The following is a 21,739-nucleotide window of genomic DNA, read 5'->3' on the forward strand; positions in this document are numbered from 1 at the left end:
ATACGAGCACATAGAGTTTTCACTAAAAGTATAGGGACTTTGAAATCATGTTCAAGACTATAAGCAAACAACTATTCCAAAGTCGATACACGCATTTTTGTACAGGATTATTCTACCCTCTCTTAAGTAAAGCTATAGATTTCACCAACTATTCAAAAATATTTTGAAAAATTTTATTTCAAAACTCTATCTCATATAAATGATTTTTTTAAAAAAGATGGAATTTCTTACTCACAATTTTTAAAAAAAAGAAAAACACGCTGTAACTAGATATGTAATTTGGTTTTTCCTCTGTTTTGACAGTGAAAACTTTGTTTTTTATGTAAAACAATAAAATCTTAGATTCATGACTATAACCCACTTTTTATTAACTAATTTATTTGTAAATCCGCTTTTCTACCAGTTATAAGGGAAAAGCAATCCAGTATATGTTAAAATTTAAAATTGAGGCCACTCCGGCCTTCAGTCATCGGGCTTCCGACCAGATAAGCAAAGAAACTAGGATGGCAGGCGAGATTGCGGATTATCATACTGATTTATTACTGAATAATGCAAAAAAAAAGCCGTCCCTTTCGGAACGGCTTTGACTAATAGTTAAAGAAAAACCTATCTAAGAAAAAGCATTTCTCTGTACTTCACTAATGGCCATGACTCATCGTCAACCAAGAGTTCTAATTTATCTACTGCATACCTGATCTTATCGAAGTAAGCTTCTTTGACATCTACTTGATATCCTTTGGCCATTTTCACAATATCAGTCTCCTTGTTTAGCTTCTTACGTGCCTCTACCATCGCAGTAATATTGGATTTCAATGACTCTATATGCTTAGAGACTTCCTTGATCGTCTCAACAGCCGCAGTATTATCCAAGCCTAGTCCTTTCAAACCATTTGCATTCTGGATGATTTTGTTCTGGTAAAGAATTGCAGTAGGAATGATATGGTTCAATGCAAGATCCCCCATCACACGACCTTCGATCTGGATCTTTTTCATGAAGCTTTCCAACATGATTTCGTGACGTGCATGAACCTCTATTCCATTCATTACATTATGTCTTTCGAAAAGCTCTTTGGTAGCTTTAGTAGAATAAACATCCAATGCTAGAGGAGTGGACTTCAAGTTAGACAATCCTCTTTTCTGAGCTTCGGCAGCCCATTCATCAGAATAGCCATCACCCTCGAATCTTACTTTTTTGCTATCCTTGATGTATTTTCTCAACACGTTCACGATAGCAATTTTCTTCTCTTTACCAGCGCTCATCTCTTTCTCAATGTCTTTTGCCATTTCTGCCAATACATCTGCAACGATCACATTGAGTACCGTCATTGGACCAGCCACATTTGCCTGAGAACCTACTGCACGGAATTCAAATTTGTTACCTGTGAAAGCAAATGGAGAAGTTCTGTTTCTATCTGTATTGTCAAGGATGATTTCAGGAATCTTAGAGATACCCAATTTCATATACATGTTGTCACCCTTTTCGATCTTGATATTTCCGTTTTTCTCAAGTTCATTCAATACTTCAGTTAGAGTAGCACCCAAGAACACAGAGATAATCGCCGGAGGAGCTTCGTTAGCACCTAGACGGTGATCATTACCAGCAGAAGCGATACTTGCTCTCAATAGATCAGAGTGATCGTAAACTGCTTTGATAGTAGCTACCAAGAACGTTAAGAACTGAAGATTCTCTCTAGCAGAATTGCTTGGTTGGAAAAGGTTAACTCCAGTGTCTGTAATCAACGACCAGTTGTTGTGCTTACCACTACCGTTCACACCTGCAAATGGTTTCTCGTGAAGAAGTACTTTCAAGTCATGTCTCTCAGCCACTTTATCCATGACGTCCATCAACAATTGATTGTGATCCGTCGCCTTGTTGATTTCTTCAAACAAAGGAGCAACTTCGAATTGACCCGGAGCCACTTCGTTATGTCTAGTCATTACTGGAATGCCTAACTTCAGAGCTTCGTTTTCGAAGTCAACCATGAAGTCCTTCACTCTAGTAGGAATAGATCCAAAATAGTGATCGTCTAATTGCTGGCCTCTAGCTGGGCTATGCCCGTAAACAGTTCTCCCGCCCATTACCAAATCTGGTCTTGCTGCGAAAAGAGCTTTGTCTATCACAAAATATTCCTGCTCTACACCTAGAGAAGGCTGCACCTTTCTCACGTTTCTGTCAAACAATTGGCAGATAGCTAAAGCGGCGTCATTGATTGCCTCGATAGACTTCAATAGTGGAGTCTTGTAATCCAATGCTTCACCTGTGTAAGACACAAAGATCGTCGGGATACAAAGTGTATTTTCGAAGATGAAAATCGGAGAAGTAGGATCCCAAGCAGTATATCCTCTAGCTTCAAAAGTAGAACGGATACCTCCATTTGGGAAAGAAGATGCATCTGGCTCTTGCTGAACTAATGCTGATCCTTTGAATTTTTCAAGTCCACCTAAGGCATCGAAAAAGGAATCATGCTTCTCTGCGGTAGAACCAGTAAGTGGTTGAAACCAGTGTGTATAATGTGTAACACCTTTGGACAAGGCCCAAGTTTTGACTGCGGATGCTACTTCTTCTGCAGTAGCAGCATCAATCTTGGTTCCTTTGTCTATTGCTTCCATTACCCTTTTATAAGCTGAAGGTGCCAAGGACACTTTCATTTGTGCAGTTCCAAAGGTATTGGTACCAAAAAAGTCTGAGATTTTAGAGGATGGTGCTTTTACAGCTACGCGCTGTCTAGTCTGCACCATTGCTAAGGCTTGTTGTCTGAGTGTTGCCATTTCTACAATATGTGGTTTAAAATTATACACACAAAAATAGAAAAATATGTATATGAAAATGCTTTTGACTGATTTTTGGCCTCATTTTTCAGAAAAATTACACTTTTTTCAATAAATCATAGCAAAAAGGCACCGTTTTCGGGAAAACCCTTCGATTTCCGTGATAAAATTGGAGAATTGAAAACAAGCGAAGATTAATTACCTTTGCAATCTCATTATCAGAAGCGTAATTGTGAAAAAAGTAGCCTTTTATACACTAGGATGTAAGCTAAATTTCTCAGAAACCTCCACTATCAGTCGCCAATTTGAAGAAAAGGGATACTTAAAAGTGGATTTTCAGGAAAATCCCGATATTTTCATCATCAACACCTGCTCGGTCACCGAGAACGCTGACAAGAAGTGTAAGAAGATCGTTAAGGAGGCTAAAAAGATTTCTCCTAATTCATATGTCACGATCATCGGTTGCTATGCGCAATTGAAACCTAAGGAGATTTCCGAGATAGAAGGAGTAGATGCAGTGCTTGGCGCAGCTGAGAAATTCCGTTTGATCGAACTTCTGGATGATTTTGCTGCAGTTCAAGAAACAAAGGTTTTGGCATCTGAGATACAAGAAGCTACTGTCTTTAATAATGCCTACTCTATAAATGACAGAACACGGACTTTCCTGAAAGTTCAGGATGGTTGTAACTACGGATGTGCCTTCTGTACTATTCCTCTTGCCCGAGGCAAAAGCAGAAGTAATACTATTGAAAGCGTATTGCAATCAGCCCGAGAGATCGCTGCTACCGGAGTAAATGAAATCGTGCTAACTGGTGTGAACATTGGTGACTTCGGCATTGTAGATGGAAAACGAAACGAACGATTTGCAGACCTAGTCTATGCACTCGACGAAGTAGAAGGAATCAACCGTCTTCGGATTTCTTCCATCGAACCAAATCTCCTGACCAATGAAATCATCAGCTTTGCTGCACAATCCAAGAGATTTGTTCCTCACTTCCATGTCCCTTTACAATCTGGCTCCAATACCATTTTGAGAAAAATGGGGAGAAGATACCTCCGTGAGCTCTATGTAGATCGTGTGACCAAGATCAAAACCCTCATGCCGCATGCCTGTATCGGTGTAGATGTCATTGTAGGTTTTCCAGGCGAGACGGACGAGCTTTTCCTAGAAACTTATAATTTCCTGAATGAGCTGGACATTTCCTACTTACACGTATTTACCTATTCAGAGCGAGCCAATACAAGAGCTGCTGAGATGGATGAAGTCGTCCCGATGAAAAAGAGAAATGAGCGCTCAAAAATGCTTCGCATTCTTTCCGAGAAAAAAAGAAGAAAATTCTACACTGAAAACCTTGGCAAAACTTTCACCGTGCTTTTTGAAGAAGATGTGGAAGATGGCAAAATCCATGGCTTTACCGAAAACTACATTCGTGTGGCCGCCAAATACGACCCTATGCTAGTTAATGAATTGAAATTGCTTACGCTAGATCAAATCAATGAAAAAGGAAATGTAGAAGTGCTAGAACCAGAGATGGTTTACGAAAAACACTAATTCCCACCATTCCCAATTAGTCAAATATTAAACATCTAGCCAATTCAGCTGTTGTTTAAATATGAACTCTTTATTTAAACCTGACGGAAGAATTACCAGAAGATTGTATCTGGTGATGTTTATCATATTTTATTTTATCAACATCCTTTGCCTGATGATTATTTGGGATAGTTTTCAATCTGAGTCTTGGGCTATATTTTACGGTGCTGGTCTAGTTCTGATTGCTTCAATAGCTGTATTGCTTATTCAAGCTATCAAGAGACTACATGATATAGGGTTGGACTGGAAGTATGCGTTTTATTTATTAATCCCACCCCCAATTAATTTCATCGGGTTATTTGGCTTGCAGCTAAAAAAGGTCAAGAAGGACCAAACGATTATGGTCCTGATCCAAGAAAAACAGATATTGTCTAACTTCTAGACACATACTATTAAGTGGTTCAAGATTTAAAGTGGTACAGAAAGTGATATTTCTCTACCACTTTTGCTTTTTTAGGAGAAGGATTCGGAAGGGAATCCTGGAAGTGATGCGTATTTACTCCTACATTTTTCTAAATTCAAATCAGTTAAAAATACAAACGGTGAAAGATTCACATAAAATCGCTCTAGTCCAGCAGGAACCTTGGCTTGCCCAATACGAACCGCAGATCCAGCGAAGATTTGATAGATATCAGGAAGCTATTCGAGAAATCAATGATTTCAGTGGAAATATCCTCGAATATGCTTCAGTCCATAATTTCTACGGGATTCATTACGAAGCTTGGAGAAAAGGCTGGGTATACCGAGAATGGGCTCCCGCTGCTCATCAACTCTATTTTTTCGGAGATTTCAACGAGTGGGACCGTAGCTCACACCCGATGAAAAAAACCAGTCGCGGAGACTGGGAGATTTTCTTGCCTTATGAGCAATACAAGAATAGGTTCATTCACGCAAGTAAAGTAAAAGTTCATGTCGTAGCCGAAAATGGCGCCTTAGACAGAATACCTGCATATATAAGGAGAGTAACCCAAGATGAAACCACGCATGATGTCGCTGGTCAACTTTGGTTTGCTGAGGATTTCAAGTGGACAGACAATTCCTTTTCCACAAGGAGCAGCCTCAAACAACCCTTAATCTACGAGTGCCATGTGGGAATGGCTCAGGAGAAAATGGGAGTTGGAACTTACAAGGAATTCGAAGAGCTCACTCTTCCGAGAATCAAAGCTGCAGGATACAATACGATTCAGATGATGGCTATCATGGAGCATCCCTATTATGGATCTTTTGGCTATCATGTCTCCAACTTCTTTGCTCCCACATCGAGATTTGGCACTCCCGAAGAACTGAAGTCTCTGGTGGACAAAGCCCATGAGATGGGAATCGCAGTCGTGATGGACATCGTTCATTCCCATGCAATCAAAAATGTGAATGAAGGGCTGAATGAGTTTGACGGAAGCGAGCATCAATATTTCCATCCTGGAGACAAGGGCTATCATGAAGCATGGGATTCAAAAGTCTTTGACTATTCCAAGCGGGAAGTGCAGCAGTTTTTGCTGTCGAATATCCGCTACTGGCTGGAGGAATTTCATTTTGATGGATTCCGCTTCGATGGCGTGACTTCCATTATGTACCACCACCACGGGTTGTTCATGGACTTTGATTCAGTGGACTTATATTTTGACCAAAATGTAGACGAAGATGCTATTTTGTACTTACAGCTGGCAAATACCCTGATTCATACGCTGAAGTCTGAAAACATCTCCATCGCTGAAGATATGAGTGGAATGCCAGGACTTGCCCGGCCTATAACCGATGGTGGATTGGGATTTGATTTCAGAATGGCAATGGGCGTCCCTGATTTTTGGATCAAAACTCTAAAACATAAACAAGACGAGGAGTGGGACATGTTTGAGCTTTGGCACCAGCTCACTAATCGTCCCTCAGGTGAGCGATCTATAGGATACGCTGAAAGTCATGATCAGGCTTTGGTAGGGGACCAGACACTTGCTTTTCGATTGATGAAGGAGGACATGTATTTCTCCATGTCTCTACTTCAGCAAAATCTAGTCGTAGATCGTGGCGTCGCTCTTCACAAACTCATCCGGTTGATCACACTTACACTAGGTGGAGAAGGATATTTGAATTTCATCGGTAACGAATTTGGTCATCCAGATTGGGTAGATTTCCCAAGGGAGGGCAATGACTGGAGTCATCAGCACGCGCGCCGACAATGGTCTCTCGTCGATGATCCCCTTCTTCGCTACGGGCAACTTGGCGCTTGGGACAAGGCCATCATCCAACTTGCAACCGATTATCAGCTGCTGGCTTCTGATCCAGCAGATCAGCTATTTTTGGATCCAGATAAAAAGATCCTTGCTTATGAAAGAAGCGGGTTGATCTTCGTGTTTTCCTACCATCCTACGGAGTCATTTTTCGGGCTTCCAATCCATGTGAAAACCGCTGGAAAATTTAAGATTCTTCTTAATTCCGATGACAAGGCATTTGGAGGATTCGAGCGGCTGGATCAAACCATATTATATCCTACAGATGAACACCAAAGCATCAAATTGTATGTTCCGAATAGAACTGTGGTGGTGCTGGAGAAAATTTAATTCAAAATCATGAATACCTCTGTTGAATCTTATTTCACCGACGGCTGTGGACGCTGTCCTTTAGGTGGCACTTCACAATGTAAAGTCCATAACTGGACACAAGAATTGAAGCAATTAAGAAGCATCATTCTTAGCTGTGGACTGACAGAGGAATCAAAATGGGGAGTTCCGACTTATACCTTTCAGAAAAAAAATATACTCATTTTGGCAGCCTTCAATGAGTATTGTTCAATTAGTTTTTTCAAGGGAGCATTGCTAAGTGATGAACACAAAATCCTTGTAAAACCTGGAGAGAATACACAGGCAGGACGCTTGATTAAGTTTACTGATTTGATAAAAATAGCACAGCTAAAGTCGGTTATAAAGGCATACATTTTTGAAGCAATAGAAGTAGAAAAGGAAGGATTGAAAGTTGAGTACACTAAAAACCCTGAGCCTGTTCCTGAAGAATTGCAAACAAAGCTTGAAAATGATCCTTTTTTTAAATCAGCCTTTGAAGCCTTGACTCCTGGAAGGCAACGCGGCTACATCCTATTTTTCTCCGCACCCAAGCAATCAAAAACCAGAGAAGCCAGAATAGAAAAGTGCGCACCAAAAATTCTCGAAGAAATAGGATTGAACGATCGTTGAAAAAATGGCTTAAACTAACGACTTACAAATTCCCCTTTTTCATTTCCTTCACAGCATGATCAACAGCTCTGGCAGTTAAAGCCATATAGGTAATGGATGGATTCTGCGTTCCAGTCGATGTCATGCAAGCTCCATCAGTCACAAAAACATTGGGTGCCTGATGCATCTGATTAAATCCATTCAGCATGGAAGTCTCAGTATCCCTGCCCATTCTCACACCCCCCATCTCATGAATATCCAATCCCGGCGACTGCTTACTGTCACCTTTACGGATATTAACACAGCCTGCTTTGGTCAGCATCTCCTCACCTTGCTCATGAAAATCGGTTAGAATTTTCTCATCATTATCGTCGTAGCTTACATTGATTTGCAGCAAAGGCACGCCCCACTCATCACTTTGATCTGGACTGAGGCTGACATGATTTGATTCTTTAGGGATAGTTTCGCCCTGCATCATCATATAAACAGACCAAGGGCCAGGTTTAGAGTTTGCTTCTTTCAGTTCGGCTCCTAAAGGCGTATCAGCATGACCAACCCCCGCACGACCAGCAGTATAAAAGGTCATGTAACCACGCATGAAATCCATTTCTTGTTTTTTCACATTCCTGAAGTTAGGCATCATCACCGCCGTAGGCCTTCTACCGAAATAGTATTTATCCTCAAACCCTTCATAATTGGCATTGATTGATCCTCGGTAATTATGAAAAGCTATGTATTTCCCCAAAATTCCAGAGTCATTGCCTAGTCCATTTGGAAAGCGCCTGGAAGTACTATTCAGTAAGATCAAATTCGTATTTAATGCAGCTGCATTTAAGAAAATGACTTTGGCAAAAAACTCCATAGACTCTTTTGTTACCCGATCTATTACCCGAACGCCTGTCACTTTCCCTTTTTGCTCATCATAAACAAGTGAATGAACCACAGAATCTGGCCTTAAAGTCAAATTCCCCGTTTTAGCAGCCGTCGGTAAAGTCGAAGAATTTGAGCTGAAATATCCGCCAAAAGGACAACCTCTATAGCATTGATTTCTAGCCATACATTGACCTCGACCTTGAGCAAGATGAACCTCCTCTGGTTCCGTAAGATGTGCACAACGGCCGATAATCACATCTCGGTCCACATAAGAAGCCTTGATCCGTTTCTGGATTTCTTTCTCCACACAGTTCATCTCCCAAGCTTTCAAAAACTCTCCATCCGGCAGCGTGTCCAGCCCTTCATAGCTCCCACTTATTCCCACAAATTTCTCTACATAGCTATACCAAGGAGCTACATCTTCATATCGAATAGGCCAATCCACCGCAAATCCATCTCGCCCTGGACCTTCAAAATCGTACTTACTCCATCGTTGAGTTTGTCGTGCCCAAATGAGTGACTTGCCACCAACTTGATATCCACGGACCCAGTCAAATGGCTTTTCCTGAACATAGGGATGCTCCGAATCTTTGACAAAAAAATGCTGCGTATCCTCTTTGTACGCATAGCAACGGTTTACTACAGGATTTTCAAGTTTGTCTTTTCTTGGAATTTGGTTGCGGTGCGGCATTTCCCAAGGAGCAGAAGTCATCGTCGGATAATCTTTCAAATGCTGTACATCTCTTCCTCTTTCTAATACTAAGGTTTTCAGGCCTTTCTCACAAAGCTCTTTTGCTGCCCAACCTCCACTTATTCCAGACCCTACTACTATAGCGTCAAATTGATTCGATTTCATGATTGAAAATATAAAATATCACCATCCCATACTGAATATTTCCAAATATAAACTTCTCTTTTCTAAAGCGTAGTTATGCTGTCTATTCAGTTTCAATACAACAAAAATGCCTCTGGATAATAGACCAGAGGCATTTAACGTATAGGAATAGTTATAACTTACTCGTATCTCAACGATTCTATAGGATCCAATTTCGAAGCTTTGAAAGCTGGAAAATAGCCAGAAAGTAAGCCCACTAAAATACAAATAGCAAAAGCTACAAACATCCACAACCATGGGATTAGGAATCCACCGACGCCAATTACAAGTGCAATAATGTTCCCAATTGAAATCCCCAATATCACTCCCATTGCCCCACCTATAATACAAATCATAATTGCCTCTAGGAGAAACTGCTGTCTGATTCTAAGTGGTGTAGCTCCTAGTGCCTTTCTGATACCAATCTCTCTGGTACGCTCTGTCACTGACACAAGCATAATATTCATCAATCCGATGGAAGCTCCCAGCAGGGTGATAAAGCCAATACCGAAACCTCCCAATCTTAAATAACCGGCGACCTCTTCCAGGCTTTCCGCCACGGACTGGCTTTTTGTCAAGTCAAACGAATCTTCCTGAGCTACACGATCTTGGCGAATCTCTCTCATCATACCGATCGCCTGCCCCATTTCATAATCTATCCGCTCTGGACCTGAAGCAACACCTGTCACGGTGTAGTTAAATGTACCTCTCTGATCCAATCGACTTGCATTTTCAATAGGAATCAAAATCTGTCTATCAGCTCCAGAATCTTGACCGACTCCTCCCTGCTCCTCCAAGACACCTATCACAGTATAAGGCCGACCTAAAACTATAATTTTTTGATTTAAAGGATCTTCAGCAGCTGTAAAAAGCGTAGTTGCCAATTCCTTTCCTATAATGCAGACATTAAATCCATTCTGAACTTCCATTGATGTGAAATTCCTGCCAGAACCTAATTTCATAGCCTTAATGCTGATGTAATTATCATCACCACCTCTAATTCTCACATTTGGATTGGTGGTTTTAGAACCTCTTTTTACCTCAGCAGATCCCGTCACTGACACAAAAACCGTTGAAATCCCTACGCTATTGTACTTTTCTTTGAAATTCATCACCTCTCTAAAGCTAAGCTTTGGATAGGTTTTTTCAGTTTTACCGTCCTGAATAGCACGCCCACCACTGAATCCCTTATTTCTTAAATCGAAGGAATTTGCACCCAAACCAGAGAAACTATCCGCTATTTGGGTTTTGATACCATCAATGGCAGTCAACATCCCTACTAAAGAAGAAATACCAATTGCAATGATAGCTCCCGTTAAGACAGTTCTTAGCAAATTTACTTTTATGGATCGTACAGCTTCGCGTACATTTTCGATCAAATTCATAATGTGTTCGTATTAGAACGACTTTATAAGGCAATTCTGCCTTGGTTATATCAAGTATAGATAATTACTGTCGAAATGTCTATCCGACTATAAAATTTAAGATTTATTCAATGAATCCGATCACCTCTAACCTCCAGATTCTTGATCACTTCAGCCTCGAATGCAAGCCATTCATCCCATCGTTTGTTTACCTTTTCTGGGTCATCATACGTTCTGGCCAATTCGATGAATGTGACGTAATGTCCAGCTTCTGATATCATCAGTTCGTAATAGAACTTTTGAAGTTCTGGATCTTCCAGATGTTTTGACAGCAATTTAAAGCGCTCACAACTTCTCGCTTCTATCAATGCATTGAGGAGTAAATGCTCAGTAAGCTGCTGGATTCTGCTTCCTCCTTTTTTCATGAAATTAGTTAGCTGAACTACGTATTCGTCTCTTCGATTTACACCAAAAGTCAATCCCCGCTTTCTAATCTCTTCAAGCACTCGCTCAAAATGCCCCCATTCTTCAGCCACGAGTGGCGTCAGCGTATCAACTACCTCGGGGAAGTCATTGAAACGCACTATCAAACTAATGCCAGAAGAGGCGGCCTTTTGTTCGCAGTAAGCATGATCAGTCAGCACATCTTCAAGTTTCATCGCTACAATACCTGCCCACCTAGGGTCGGTGGGTAATTTCAAATGCAGCATTTTTTGTCTGGTGCTTTCTTCCCAATTCATGTCTAATCAAATAAATACCAGGTAATACCTAGATCAATAAACGATTTATAGCCCGTATAATCCGGAGTCACAAAATAGCCCTCCTCTTTCATCAAGCCACTATTCAAGTGATTGTATTTTAGCAATACACGGGTTCTATTAATCCTGAAATCCAAAAATACATCAGCTACAGGATAGGCATATACATTGAAGTTGTTTTGCAAATAGAATTGCTGAGTACCAGGGAAATAAGCTTCAGCATAATAATCTGAATGATAGCGAATATCCAGCCCAAGTTGAACATAAATATTTTCATTGAACATCGGGCTATCAAAATAAAACTTGGTATTCCCATAGAACTTCGGGATTCTAAAATTATCGCTTGATTCACCGGAGATTTGTGTGAAAATCACTTCTGTATCCCATTGGAATTTCTGACCTATCCGTACATTCGCTTTCAGACCAGGAATCAGCATAAATGCTTCATCACTGGCTTGTTCAGCTTCACGTTTATGGTTAAAATACACGTAGTTATTCACCCTATTAATAGTCAAGGATGGTCTCAGCTTGATCTTGTTGAAATCTAATTTGACTACGCCCCTGACTTGATCCACACCTATATTATCAAAGTCATTATCCCATTGATAGTAATTCCCATAGTACATCTGCTGCATAGCAGTAGGCTTGTAAACCGCTTTGGTATAATCCACCTCTAGCCAGGGCGAAATAAATAAGCCATGAAGTCTGAAAGCTCCCGGTATCAAATATTCTCCATCAGCGCTTAAGGACCATTTTTCAGAAATTTTTCCGATTAGCTCCCCTCCCACATAGACCTCATTGAAGTTATTCTTCTCGCCTTCAGGATAAAATGTACTTTTCATCCTCCCTGCCCGAAACTTTGCATGAGCATTATAATAAAAGCCCTTAAAACTCCCCTTAAACCCTACTTCATTTCCCCATTCCTTGAAATCACTGTAATTCCTCGTAGTATCCAATTGGGTGCTATCCATCAGCGCATTAAGGCGAGCACTAGGATAGAAAAGCGAATCACTGCTATTCATAGCAGCTGATAAGGTGAAGTCGTTATTTTTTTGATCAAAAATATGATAGATCTGCAACTCATCACGAACGCTGTACTCATGATAGATTCTATATTCTTGGCGTAGATCACTCGCTTGGGTATTACTAAGCCATACTTTGGCATCTTCGTAGGTGAAATATACGGAAGTACTATCTTCCTGGGGAGGAATGATTCCCCCGATTTCATTCACTTTATGCAGCATTCTTGAAAAATTCGCTAAAATCCAATATTTCCCGTTCTCTGATCGGTAATTGGTATGCAGGGAATAGGAATTCTGGACCACCATGTTGTCATCTCTAGCAACAGGGTTTAGCGTCTTTCTAGCCCGAATTGTATGGAAATTAAATCCCACATTCCATCGTGGGTTGATATTTCTGGCAAAAGCCAAATCCAACATATTCCGTTGACCACCTCCAAAAAAAGCAGACATCTCCGTAAATGGCGATTTGGTATCGAAATACTTATTGTCTTCTGGGGCGTGAAAGTATAAATCGTACACCGAGAATCCGGACCTAGTTCCTATGATAGTTGGAATTTCATAGAACATCGGCTTGGTCGCACTTCCAATATTCCCCAAATCCTGATACTTCCAATTGCTTTTTTCCACTGGCGAATAATTATGGAAATTATTCAATGCAGTATCCTGCGCATAGAGAATCAAATTGTTTCTCTTAATGTCTTTTTCAAAAAAGTACAAGCTCGTTTTCGGTCCATAAACCATCCTTGTACTATCATCCAACAAAGATTTTCTACCGATCCCATCCTCTTCCCCGTCTGGATCTACCTCCTGTCCACTTCGCTGTTGATTGGGATTTTGGCGCACGGGTGGTGCAGTACGCTGCTGCGCAAAAGCTATATCAACGCTTGCGACGCTTAAGAAAAATAAAAAACAGAGTATCCGTTTATTCACTTAGATTTTATCCTTTTTGAGGACTTTTTGTTGGATTTGTAGTGCCAAAGTTTGTTCATCATCCTGTGAAAACCTCACTTCGATAGGTAGCACAAAAATCGGAATTTCTGCCAGAAAACCTTCCGGCGCGTTAGATTTAACTTTTACAGCGTCTTTTTCGGTCGTAAGGACAACGGGATTTTGCGAAGCAAGTTGCCTGAAAGCATGGGCAAGTTTGTCGAAATCCACTTCAGCATAGTCATGATGATCTGGATACCTTAGCACTTTTAATAATTCGAATTTTTCATGAACATAATCTACCAGCGGTTGATCATTGGCTAATCCTGTGAGCAAAATAACTTTAGGTGAAAAAAGCAGCGAGATACCCAAGGGAATAGGTTCTCCATATGAAATTGAAGAAAAAAGCACAGGCGTATTTAACTTACAGTAGTGGGCAGCCTCATTCCTAAATCTAATTTTCTCAGAATCATTCAGCTGATTCGGGCATTTAGTAATGATGATTAAATCTGCCCTTTTGGCACCGCTTCTACTTTCTCTCAGTCTTCCCATTGGCAACAGAAAATCGGAGAAAAAAGGCTTCTGAAATGTCGATAAAAGGATTTTCAGATCACCGTTCACATACCGATGTTGATACGCATCATCAAGAAGAATCAGCTCAGGAGCATTAGGTTGGGTAGCTATTTCATTAAGAGCATTCAGTCTATCCTCTCCCACAAACACAGAAATATTCTGACCGAATTTTTGATAAATCTGAAAAGGTTCGTCGCCAATTTCTTCTGGCGAAACTTCAGGAGAAGCTTTTAGAAAGCCTCTTGTCTTTCGACCATACCCTCTACTTAGGGTCGCTAGTTTTTGCTCTTTGTGAAGCATCCTAATCAGGAATTCCACCATGGGAGTTTTACCTGTACCACCCACACTCAGATTCCCAATCACGATACTTTTTATAGGAGAGGAAGCACTTTTTAGCCAACCGATATCGAAAAACCAATTTCGAAGTCGGGTGACCAGATCGTATATCAAAGCAAAAGGATAAAGCAAAAAAGCGTACCAGCGCATTCCAGAATTACTATTTTTGATCAAATAAACAGAAAAAATATGGGATACAAGATTAGCGATGTGATTTCCTACCTAGAGCAAATCGCGCCTCCATCCTATCAGGAGCCATACGATAATGCTACTTTGATCACTGGTGACAGAAATTCAGAAGTAACCGGGATTGTTTGCTCTCTAGACTGCATAGAAGCAACTGTTGAGGAGGCTATTGAACTGGGAGCCAACCTGATCGTAGCTCACCACCCCATCGTATTCAAGGGTTTGAAAAGTCTAACTGGGAAAAACTATGTGGAGCGGACAATCATCAAAGCCCTCAAGAACGACATAGCAATCTATGCCATCCACACCAATTTGGACCACGTTGCCCATGGAGTAAATAAGCGAATTTCTGATCGATTGGGATTATTGAAAACCAAAATATTACAGCCTAAAAAGCAATTATTAAGTAAGCTCGTATTCTTCGTTCCAGAACCGGAAAAAGAAAAAGTGCTTCAGGCAGTTTACGCAGCTGGTGCAGGTAAGATCGGTGAATACGCAGATTGTTCATTTCAGGTAAAAGGGATTGGGACTTTTACGCCTTCGGCGAAAGCAAACCCATCTTTAGGAGAGCAGGAAAAACCACAAGAAGAATCAGAAATCAGAGTGGAAATTTTGGTTTCCAATCACCTGCTTCCAAAAGTCCTGCAAAAGATGCGTGAAGCCCATTCCTATGAAGAAGTAGCTTATTATGTTCAATCTCTGGAAAATGAAAATCAGGAAGTAGGTGCGGGCATGATCGGCACCCTAGCGCAAGAAATGGAAGGAGAAGAATTTTTGGATTATCTGAAAGCCAAAATGAATTTGGAAGTAATCAAACATACTGCGCTAGTTTCACGGAAAATCAAGAAAGTAGCGGTCTGCGGTGGTGCTGGAATTTTCCTTTTGGGAGATGCCAAACGAGCAGGTGCAGACGTCTTCGTCACTGCAGATGTAAAGTATCATGAGTTTTTTGATGCAGACGGAGCATTAATTCTCTGTGACATCGGACATTATGAGAGTGAAATTTTCACAAAAGAATTACTCAAGGAGTTATTGTCACAAAATTTTCCTAATATTGCACTCTATTTGACAAAAGTAGTTACAAATCCCACATCCTACCGATAGTACATGGAAAGTACAGTAGCACAGAAACTCGAAGCTATTCACAACCTTCAACTTTTAGATTCTAAACTAGACGCAATCATTAAGGTCCGCGGAGCTCTTCCAGAAGAGGTTCAAGACTTAGAAGATGAAATCGCTGGTTACGAAACTCGATTGGAGAAATTTCAAAGTGAAATAGATTCTTTTGATAACGAAATAAAGGCGCTTAAAGAAAGCATCAAGGACTCTGAAAAACTGATCAAGAAGTATCAGGAGCAGCAGATGAATGTTCGCAACAACCGCGAATATGATGCGATCACGAAGGAGCTTGAACTTCAGGATCTAGAGATTCAAGTTGCTAAGAAAAAGATCACCGAAGCCGGTTATAGAATCGACCAGAAGAAAGTGGACTTGGAAGAACTTAGTGCAGTGAAGAAAGATCGCCAGAAAGATTTGGATCAGAAAAACAGCGAATTGACTTCGATTGTATCTGAAAGTGAATCAGACGAGGCGAAATTGAACAATGATCGTGAGAAGGCAACTAAGAAAGTTGACGAAAGACTTCTGAAATCATATACTAAAATCAGAGCGAACGCTAAGAACGGTTTGGCAGTAGTATTGGTTAAAAGAGGTGCTTGCGGTGGATGTTTCAACACAGTTCCCCCACAAAGACAAGCTGATATTCGTGAGAAGAAAAAGCTAATCGTTTGTGAGCATTGTGGTAGAATCCTTGCTGGCGTAGAAGATGAGATCATCGAGGAGCCAACTCCAAAAAAGAAAAGAGCTACAAAATCTACTAAAGCTTCAAAAGCTTAATCGTATTTCGCGATTTTATATAGAATAAGAAACCCCGGACTTTCAGTTCGGGGTTTCTTTTTGGTCTATTTTTTTGCTTTCATCGTAATTAATATTCTATATTAACAGGTATGAAAAGTTTTGGAATTTTATTACTCACCCTTTTTCTCTCTCTATCAGTCTTCGCGAAAGAGACTGAATCCAAAACTTTTTTGGTGATCTTCAAATCGAAAGAATTAAAGTCGCTGAACACTTCCATTAAGGAGATTCAATCACAATTTTCTTCTGAATACAAAACAAAGACGTACGCTGGAAATTCGGAGCTTGCGATGGTCATTAATATCCCTAAGTGTGAATTTGATGCTTGTTTTTTAGGTCAGTTTTTAATTTCTCTCGATGAAGGTGAAGATGTAAAACTTCAAGAAATCGCATTCCGATTGATTGATATGACTGCCAACAGAAAATCATTGGACAACATCATCACTGCGTATGAAGAAAGCCTGAAAAAGGATAAAATCGACAAAAGAAATTCTACAGCTCCTTAAGGTGCTCCACATCATTTCTTCTTAGCAACTCAAACCCACCATCTTCTTTTTCTTCTATTAAATATAGACACAGATTTTTGTGCTCGAACATGTCCATGTGACATAAGTCTTGCTTCATTATCAAGCTTAAGAAAATCCGCATAGCTCTTCCATGCATGCAAACCAAGATTGTTTCGCCTGGCCCAGCAAGTATAGCATCAATACCCCGTTGCATACGCTTTGCCACAATATTTGGACTTTCTCCCCCAGCTATACAATAATCCAGATTTCCTTGCTGCCACTGCTCCAGCATATGCTGGTAATACTGGCTTTCTTCTGGAGACATAGGCAGTCCTTCATAATCCCCCCAAGAAATCTCATTGAGGTCTGTTGTGGATATTGCGGGAATACCTAAGTCTAAAAATGATTGAATAGATTGCTTGGTTCGCTTAAGTCCTGTGTAATAGGCTTGGTCAAAAGGGACATTTTTGTATGCCTCAAAAAATGCTGCCGCCTGTTTTCTTCCATTTTCATTGATAGGAGCGTCGATTCCACTTCCTTGCACTACACCTTTAAGATTGAAATCAGTTTGACCGTGCCTAACTAAGTAAATTTTTTTTCGATTCAAGATTCTCTATTTTTGTCTACACCCCAAAGAAAACCCATTTACTTTAATTTTCATGGTATTTTCCCATAAGCCTTCTCTAGATGAGATCAATGAAACTGGCAAAAACACGATGACTGAATTTTTGGGAATCGCATTTACAGAAATAGGTGATGATCACCTGACTGCTACTATGCCTGTAGACCATCGAACAAAACAACCAATGGGTTTGTTACACGGTGGTGCTAATGTAGTGCTTGCCGAGACTCTAGGAAGTGTGGCAGCGTCTCTTACGATTGACCTAAAAAAACAAGTTTGTGTAGGCCTGGAAATAAACGCAAATCACCTAAAAGGCGTTAAGTCGGGAAGAGTAATAGGAATCACCACTCCCGTTCATATCGGAAAAAGCACTCAGGTCTGGGAAATTAAAATCACAAATGAGCTTGATCAACTCTGCTGCATCAGCAGAATTACCATGGCGATTTTAGATAAAAAGTAATGCATACTAACGTAGCTACAACTCACACGAAATCAGAAATCCTCCAACTCCTGCTTCAGCTGGGTTTGACTTCTGGTGGTTCTTTTGCCATCTGGCGAAAACCAAAATCCAACACCGTGGAAATTGTCTTTAATGACATAGCGGAACCAATAAAAGTTGATTTAACAATTGAAACTCTTGAACCTGGATTTATCGTGCATCCTTTTGCAGATCAGGCAGACAAGAAAGCCTACTTTATCAAAGCCAACAAATACTTTTCCTTTGAGCTGGACAAACCACTCGCTACAGATGACCTACCTGAGTGGGCTAAAGTCCAACTACAAAATCAAGAAAGGCTATCTCCTGCAGAAATCAGAGAATTACTGATAAATCAAACGTTAATCAGCAAAATTCAAACCTCTAAACTGAGCGAAGACAAAACTCATTTTACTCAGCTGGTCAAGGAAGGAATCAAGGCAATTCGAGAGAATAAACTTGAAAAAGTAGTACCTGCTCGAACCAAAACGATTTCCATCCCTTCCAATTTCAATTTGAGCTGTACACTTTTGAGTTTGATGGACGCTTACCCAAACGCATTTATCAACTTCTTTCATTTGCCCCATGTCGGGACTTGGATTGGAGCTTCGCCTGAGACTTTGATAGAGACAAAGGGAGATATTTTCACAACCATGTCACTTGCAGGTACTCAAAAAGCTACTGGTGATAATCCACTCAAATCTGTCGCTTGGACTCAAAAAGAAATTGAAGAGCAAGCTTTAGTAAGTAGATACATTGTTTCTTGCTTTAAGAAAATAAGGCTTCGTGAATACGAAGAACATGGACCAAAAACAGTACTTGCTGGAAACTTATTGCATTTGCGCTCGGATTTTAAAATCAATATGCTGGAAACCGGATTCCCAGAACTTGGATCCATCATGCTAGGTTTGCTTCATCCAACTTCTGCAGTATGTGGAATGCCGAGGTGTGAGGCACATGATTTCCTTCAGGAATTTGAAGGATTTGACAGATCCTTTTTCTCAGGCTTTTTAGGTCCAGTAAATATTCAGGGAAGCACTTCGGTTTTTGTCAATTTGCGAACAGCCAGCCTCCATGATAACGAAGCTACACTTTACGCTGGAGCAGGTGTGACAGAAGATTCTGACCCTGAAAAAGAATGGGAAGAAACTGAACTCAAGTGTCAGATCATAGGTAAATTCATCCAAAATCCAAGCGCTTGATTCTTCCACAGATTACCGATTTAGTGGCCATTTGTGCCAAGAAAGGCATAGGAAATGCTATTCTTTCCCCTGGATCACGGTGTGCCCCATTGACTTTAGCTTTTGCTAGGCATCCAGATATTCACGCCAGAACAATCTCTGATGAGCGCTCGGCGGCTTTCATAGCACTGGGTATGGCTCAGCAACTAGAAGAGCCAGTAGCATTGGTATGCACAAGCGGCTCGGCTGCTTTGAATTATTACCCTGCTGTGGCTGAAGCATTTTTCCAGCAAATTCCATTGTTGATTTTGACTGCTGATAGACCAGCAGAATGGATCGATCAATACGATGGACAGACGATTTTCCAACACGAGGTGTATGGTAAGCATGTGAAAAGGAACTTTCAATTACCTGACAATTCGAATAACCCTGATCCACTTTGGCATTCCTCAAGAATCGTCAATGAAGCAATAAATCTTGCCAAACAGTTTCCTGCTGGACCGGTTCATATCAATATTCCACTTCGAGAACCATTCTATCCTGAGAAAGGTGAAGAACTGGTTTTTCCAGAAAGACCAAAGGTTTTTAACTTACTAAAGAGCAATACTCAGCCTAGTGACGAATCACTCATCAAACTGAAAAATAGGCTGGAAATTGTCCAGAGAATACTGATTATCCCAGGACAACAGCGGCACGATCCGCAACTTCAAAGCTTGCTTGATCAGCTTTCAATTAATCAAAAAGCTGTAATCGTCACTGACACGATTAGTAATCTTCAATCTGATGATACCATTTCTTTGCATGATCATTGGCTGGGAAATGAAGCATTTTCGGAAGGTTTAAAGCCAGACTTGATTATCAGTTTTGGTAAATCAATCATCTCCAAATCACTCAAACTTTTCCTAAGAAAAACTCAAGCATCGCATTGGCATGTTCAGCCTGATGGACACTCAAAGGACACTTTTCAGCGATTGACTAGGAATATTGCCGCGTCACCAGCTTTCTTCCTGCACTGGCTCAGCCTAAATCTTGGAGTCCAGAATTCGGACTATCACGAAAAGTGGTATCGGCTGGAAAAGAAGGTTGATCAGAATTTGAAACTAACCTTACCAAAAGTAACATTTGGAGAATATCCAGCTTTGGCATATTGCTTGAGTAAAACTCCTACTCTTTCCAAAATTCATGTAGCAAATAGTATGGCGGTTCGTTACTTGAATTTGCTTGGAAAAAGAAGTCAGGAAATAAGTTGTAATCGTGGAACCTCAGGCATCGATGGATCCAATTCTACCGCAGTTGGCTGCACATTCACTACCAAGGAAATTGTAACCCTGGTAACAGGAGACATGGCTTTCTTCTATGATCGAAATGCCTTTTGGCACAATTACGCTATTCCAAATCTTCGCATCATTTTGCTAAACAATCATGCAGGAGGAATATTTAGGTTAATTGATGGACCTGCGAACCAGCCTGAACTGGAAGAATTTTTTGAAACAAAACAGAAATTATCCGCTCAACATTTGGCCACAGAATTTGGATTCTTTTATTCAAAAGTGGTTAATCAACAAGAACTGGAAGCATCGCTGCAGGACTTTTATGAAGACTCCCTTCATCCAAAAATCTTGGAAATTGAGACCTCAAGTCAAGAGAATGCAAAGATCTTGAAGTCGGTCAAAGAAACAATCAAGCTATCACTTGAGAACTGAAAGCAGAATCGGGAGAAGTAGATCTCCCGATTTTATTTATTCCCCAAATCAAAAATGCTAGTTCTCCAATCTCAAACATCGTCAAAGGAATCAGTGCGAAAAGAGCTCCAACCACTGAAAAGATCAATAGTCCAGAAACTATTCCTAAGCCTCCTAAGATCTGTGGAATATTGGACCAAAGGTTCTTGTAACATAGAAATCCAGCTCCTATAAATCCATAAGCAACACCAAAGGTTCCTAACTTAACGACATAGTAATCTTCCATTCTAAAAGAAGATGTAGCCAAGGAAAACAAATCAATTGAATACCAAAGTCCATTTGCAATCAGCATAACCCAAAGTGCGATCTGAAGCACCTTGTTTGGAAAAGCTCCAGCCATCTTGATCAATCCTAAATGGAATAAAGAAAAGGTAATCAAAACACCAGCCTTCACTAATCCAAAGACTAAAGAATTGGTGTAGCTTCCTTCCATCCATTCGATTTCCATACTGATATCAAAATAGCCCAAAAAGAAATAGATCAAACCTGCACCTAAACCTATATAAAGCCATGGAACTAATGACTTTGGATAAATAGACTGCTTCTCCGAGTCTATATTTTCCAACTGAGCTCCCAAAGCCTCAAATAGTGCCTTGATCGTATAACTCCTAGGAGTCACCTCCCCCGCCTCAATGCGCTGTATTGTTCGCACGTTCAGGTTGCACAATTCGACCAACTCCTCCTGAGTCAATCCTTTTGCTTTTCTCATTTCAGAGATTCGCTTGCCTAATTCTGGTTGTTTCATCGTGTGTATAGTTTGATTTACCATGGCAATTTCTAGGATTGAATTGTGACTTTTGGCGAAATAGGCTCGGTTTAAGCCCGACATTCACCCGACATTTGGTTTTGAAGGCTCAAAATAAAG

18 protein-coding genes are annotated in these 21,739 nt (G+C 40.5%); 10 read left to right on the forward strand and 8 right to left on the reverse strand.

All coding sequences use genetic code 11. The features are described from left to right. Positions 1-606: 606 nt before the first annotated feature. Positions 607-2,769: a glutamine synthetase III gene (locus tag AACZ87_RS20340; RefSeq protein WP_339869916.1), complete on the reverse strand. Its 2,163-nt coding sequence runs from the start codon at positions 2,767-2,769 to the stop codon at positions 607-609. A gap of 232 nt (positions 2,770-3,001) precedes the next feature. Between AACZ87_RS20340 and mtaB the strand changes: the two genes are divergently transcribed. From mtaB to AACZ87_RS20360, 4 genes are all read left to right on the forward strand, one after another. Further along, a complete protein-coding gene (gene mtaB, locus AACZ87_RS20345) occupies positions 3,002-4,321 on the forward strand; it encodes a tRNA (N(6)-L-threonylcarbamoyladenosine(37)-C(2))-methylthiotransferase MtaB (RefSeq protein ID WP_339869917.1) in 1,320 nt (439 codons plus the stop codon). Positions 4,322-4,382: 61 nt separating this feature from the next. Then, on the forward strand, positions 4,383-4,742 hold the full coding sequence (locus AACZ87_RS20350; RefSeq protein WP_339869918.1) for a DUF805 domain-containing protein: 360 nt from the start codon (positions 4,383-4,385) through the stop codon (positions 4,740-4,742). 160 nt (positions 4,743-4,902) lie between these two features. After that, entirely contained in the window at positions 4,903-6,912 is a 2,010-nt protein-coding gene (locus AACZ87_RS20355) for an alpha-amylase family glycosyl hydrolase (RefSeq protein WP_339869919.1), read from the forward strand. Between the two features lie 9 nt (positions 6,913-6,921). Continuing rightward, on the forward strand, positions 6,922-7,542 hold the full coding sequence (locus AACZ87_RS20360; protein ID WP_339869920.1) for a YdeI/OmpD-associated family protein: 621 nt from the start codon (positions 6,922-6,924) through the stop codon (positions 7,540-7,542). A 22-nt stretch (positions 7,543-7,564) separates the two neighbouring features. Here the strand turns inward: AACZ87_RS20360 and AACZ87_RS20365 are convergent, their stop codons facing one another. The 5 genes from AACZ87_RS20365 to lpxK form a co-directional block, all read right to left on the reverse strand. After that, positions 7,565-9,250, reverse strand: a complete 1,686-nt coding sequence (locus tag AACZ87_RS20365) for a GMC family oxidoreductase (protein WP_339869921.1) — start codon at positions 9,248-9,250, stop codon at positions 7,565-7,567. Positions 9,251-9,408: 158 nt separating this feature from the next. Next, positions 9,409-10,653 carry an ABC transporter permease gene (locus AACZ87_RS20370; protein WP_339869922.1) on the reverse strand — a complete coding sequence of 415 codons (1,245 nt, stop codon included), beginning with the start codon at positions 10,651-10,653 and terminating at the stop codon, positions 9,409-9,411. Positions 10,654-10,760: 107 nt separating this feature from the next. Further along, complete coding sequence (locus AACZ87_RS20375; RefSeq protein ID WP_339869923.1) at positions 10,761-11,372, reverse strand: tRNA-(ms[2]io[6]A)-hydroxylase; 612 nt, start codon at positions 11,370-11,372, stop codon at positions 10,761-10,763. Between the two features lie 2 nt (positions 11,373-11,374). After that, positions 11,375-13,342, reverse strand: a complete 1,968-nt coding sequence (locus tag AACZ87_RS20380) for a putative porin (protein ID WP_339869924.1) — start codon at positions 13,340-13,342, stop codon at positions 11,375-11,377. Continuing rightward, positions 13,343-14,398 carry a tetraacyldisaccharide 4'-kinase gene (gene lpxK, locus AACZ87_RS20385; protein WP_339869925.1) on the reverse strand — a complete coding sequence of 352 codons (1,056 nt, stop codon included), beginning with the start codon at positions 14,396-14,398 and terminating at the stop codon, positions 13,343-13,345. Positions 14,399-14,437: 39 nt separating this feature from the next. Between lpxK and AACZ87_RS20390 the strand changes: the two genes are divergently transcribed. The 3 genes from AACZ87_RS20390 to AACZ87_RS20400 all read left to right on the forward strand — a co-directional run bounded on the left by AACZ87_RS20390 (position 14,438) and on the right by AACZ87_RS20400 (position 16,854). Then, the gene (locus AACZ87_RS20390; RefSeq protein ID WP_339869926.1) at positions 14,438-15,538 is read left to right on the forward strand and encodes a Nif3-like dinuclear metal center hexameric protein; all 1,101 of its coding nucleotides are present in this window, start codon (positions 14,438-14,440) and stop codon (positions 15,536-15,538) included. 3 nt (positions 15,539-15,541) lie between these two features. Continuing rightward, positions 15,542-16,330, forward strand: a complete 789-nt coding sequence (locus AACZ87_RS20395) for a C4-type zinc ribbon domain-containing protein (protein ID WP_339869927.1) — start codon at positions 15,542-15,544, stop codon at positions 16,328-16,330. Between the two features lie 110 nt (positions 16,331-16,440). Continuing rightward, a complete protein-coding gene (locus AACZ87_RS20400; protein ID WP_339869928.1) occupies positions 16,441-16,854 on the forward strand; it encodes a hypothetical protein in 414 nt (137 codons plus the stop codon). On the opposite strand, the gene AACZ87_RS20405 is transcribed toward AACZ87_RS20400, so the two are convergent. Then, complete coding sequence (locus tag AACZ87_RS20405; protein WP_339869929.1) at positions 16,841-17,461, reverse strand: histidine phosphatase family protein; 621 nt, start codon at positions 17,459-17,461, stop codon at positions 16,841-16,843. The genes AACZ87_RS20400 and AACZ87_RS20405 overlap by 14 nt on opposite strands. Positions 17,462-17,513: 52 nt before the next feature. Here AACZ87_RS20405 and AACZ87_RS20410 point away from each other — a divergent pair, with 52 nt between their 5' ends. From AACZ87_RS20410 to menD, 3 genes are read left to right on the forward strand one after another with little or no spacing between them, the layout of a single operon-like run. After that, the gene (locus AACZ87_RS20410; protein WP_339869930.1) at positions 17,514-17,936 is read left to right on the forward strand and encodes a hotdog fold thioesterase; all 423 of its coding nucleotides are present in this window, start codon (positions 17,514-17,516) and stop codon (positions 17,934-17,936) included. Further along, on the forward strand, positions 17,936-19,153 hold the full coding sequence (locus AACZ87_RS20415; protein WP_339869931.1) for a chorismate-binding protein: 1,218 nt from the start codon (positions 17,936-17,938) through the stop codon (positions 19,151-19,153). The genes AACZ87_RS20410 and AACZ87_RS20415 overlap by 1 nt, the downstream gene beginning before the upstream one ends. After that, complete coding sequence (menD, locus tag AACZ87_RS20420; RefSeq protein ID WP_339869932.1) at positions 19,150-20,835, forward strand: 2-succinyl-5-enolpyruvyl-6-hydroxy-3-cyclohexene-1-carboxylic-acid synthase; 1,686 nt, start codon at positions 19,150-19,152, stop codon at positions 20,833-20,835. Before AACZ87_RS20415 ends, menD begins: the two co-directional genes overlap by 4 nt. On the opposite strand, the gene AACZ87_RS20425 is transcribed toward menD, so the two are convergent. Beyond that, positions 20,813-21,619: a helix-turn-helix transcriptional regulator gene (locus tag AACZ87_RS20425; protein WP_339869933.1), complete on the reverse strand. Its 807-nt coding sequence runs from the start codon at positions 21,617-21,619 to the stop codon at positions 20,813-20,815. The two genes, menD and AACZ87_RS20425, sit on opposite strands and share 23 nt — an antisense overlap. Between the last annotated feature and the right edge of the window lie 120 nt (positions 21,620-21,739).

Origin of the sequence: uncultured Algoriphagus sp., from assembly GCF_963974365.1 — a bacterium.
GTDB lineage: Bacteria > Bacteroidota > Bacteroidia > Cytophagales > Cyclobacteriaceae > Algoriphagus.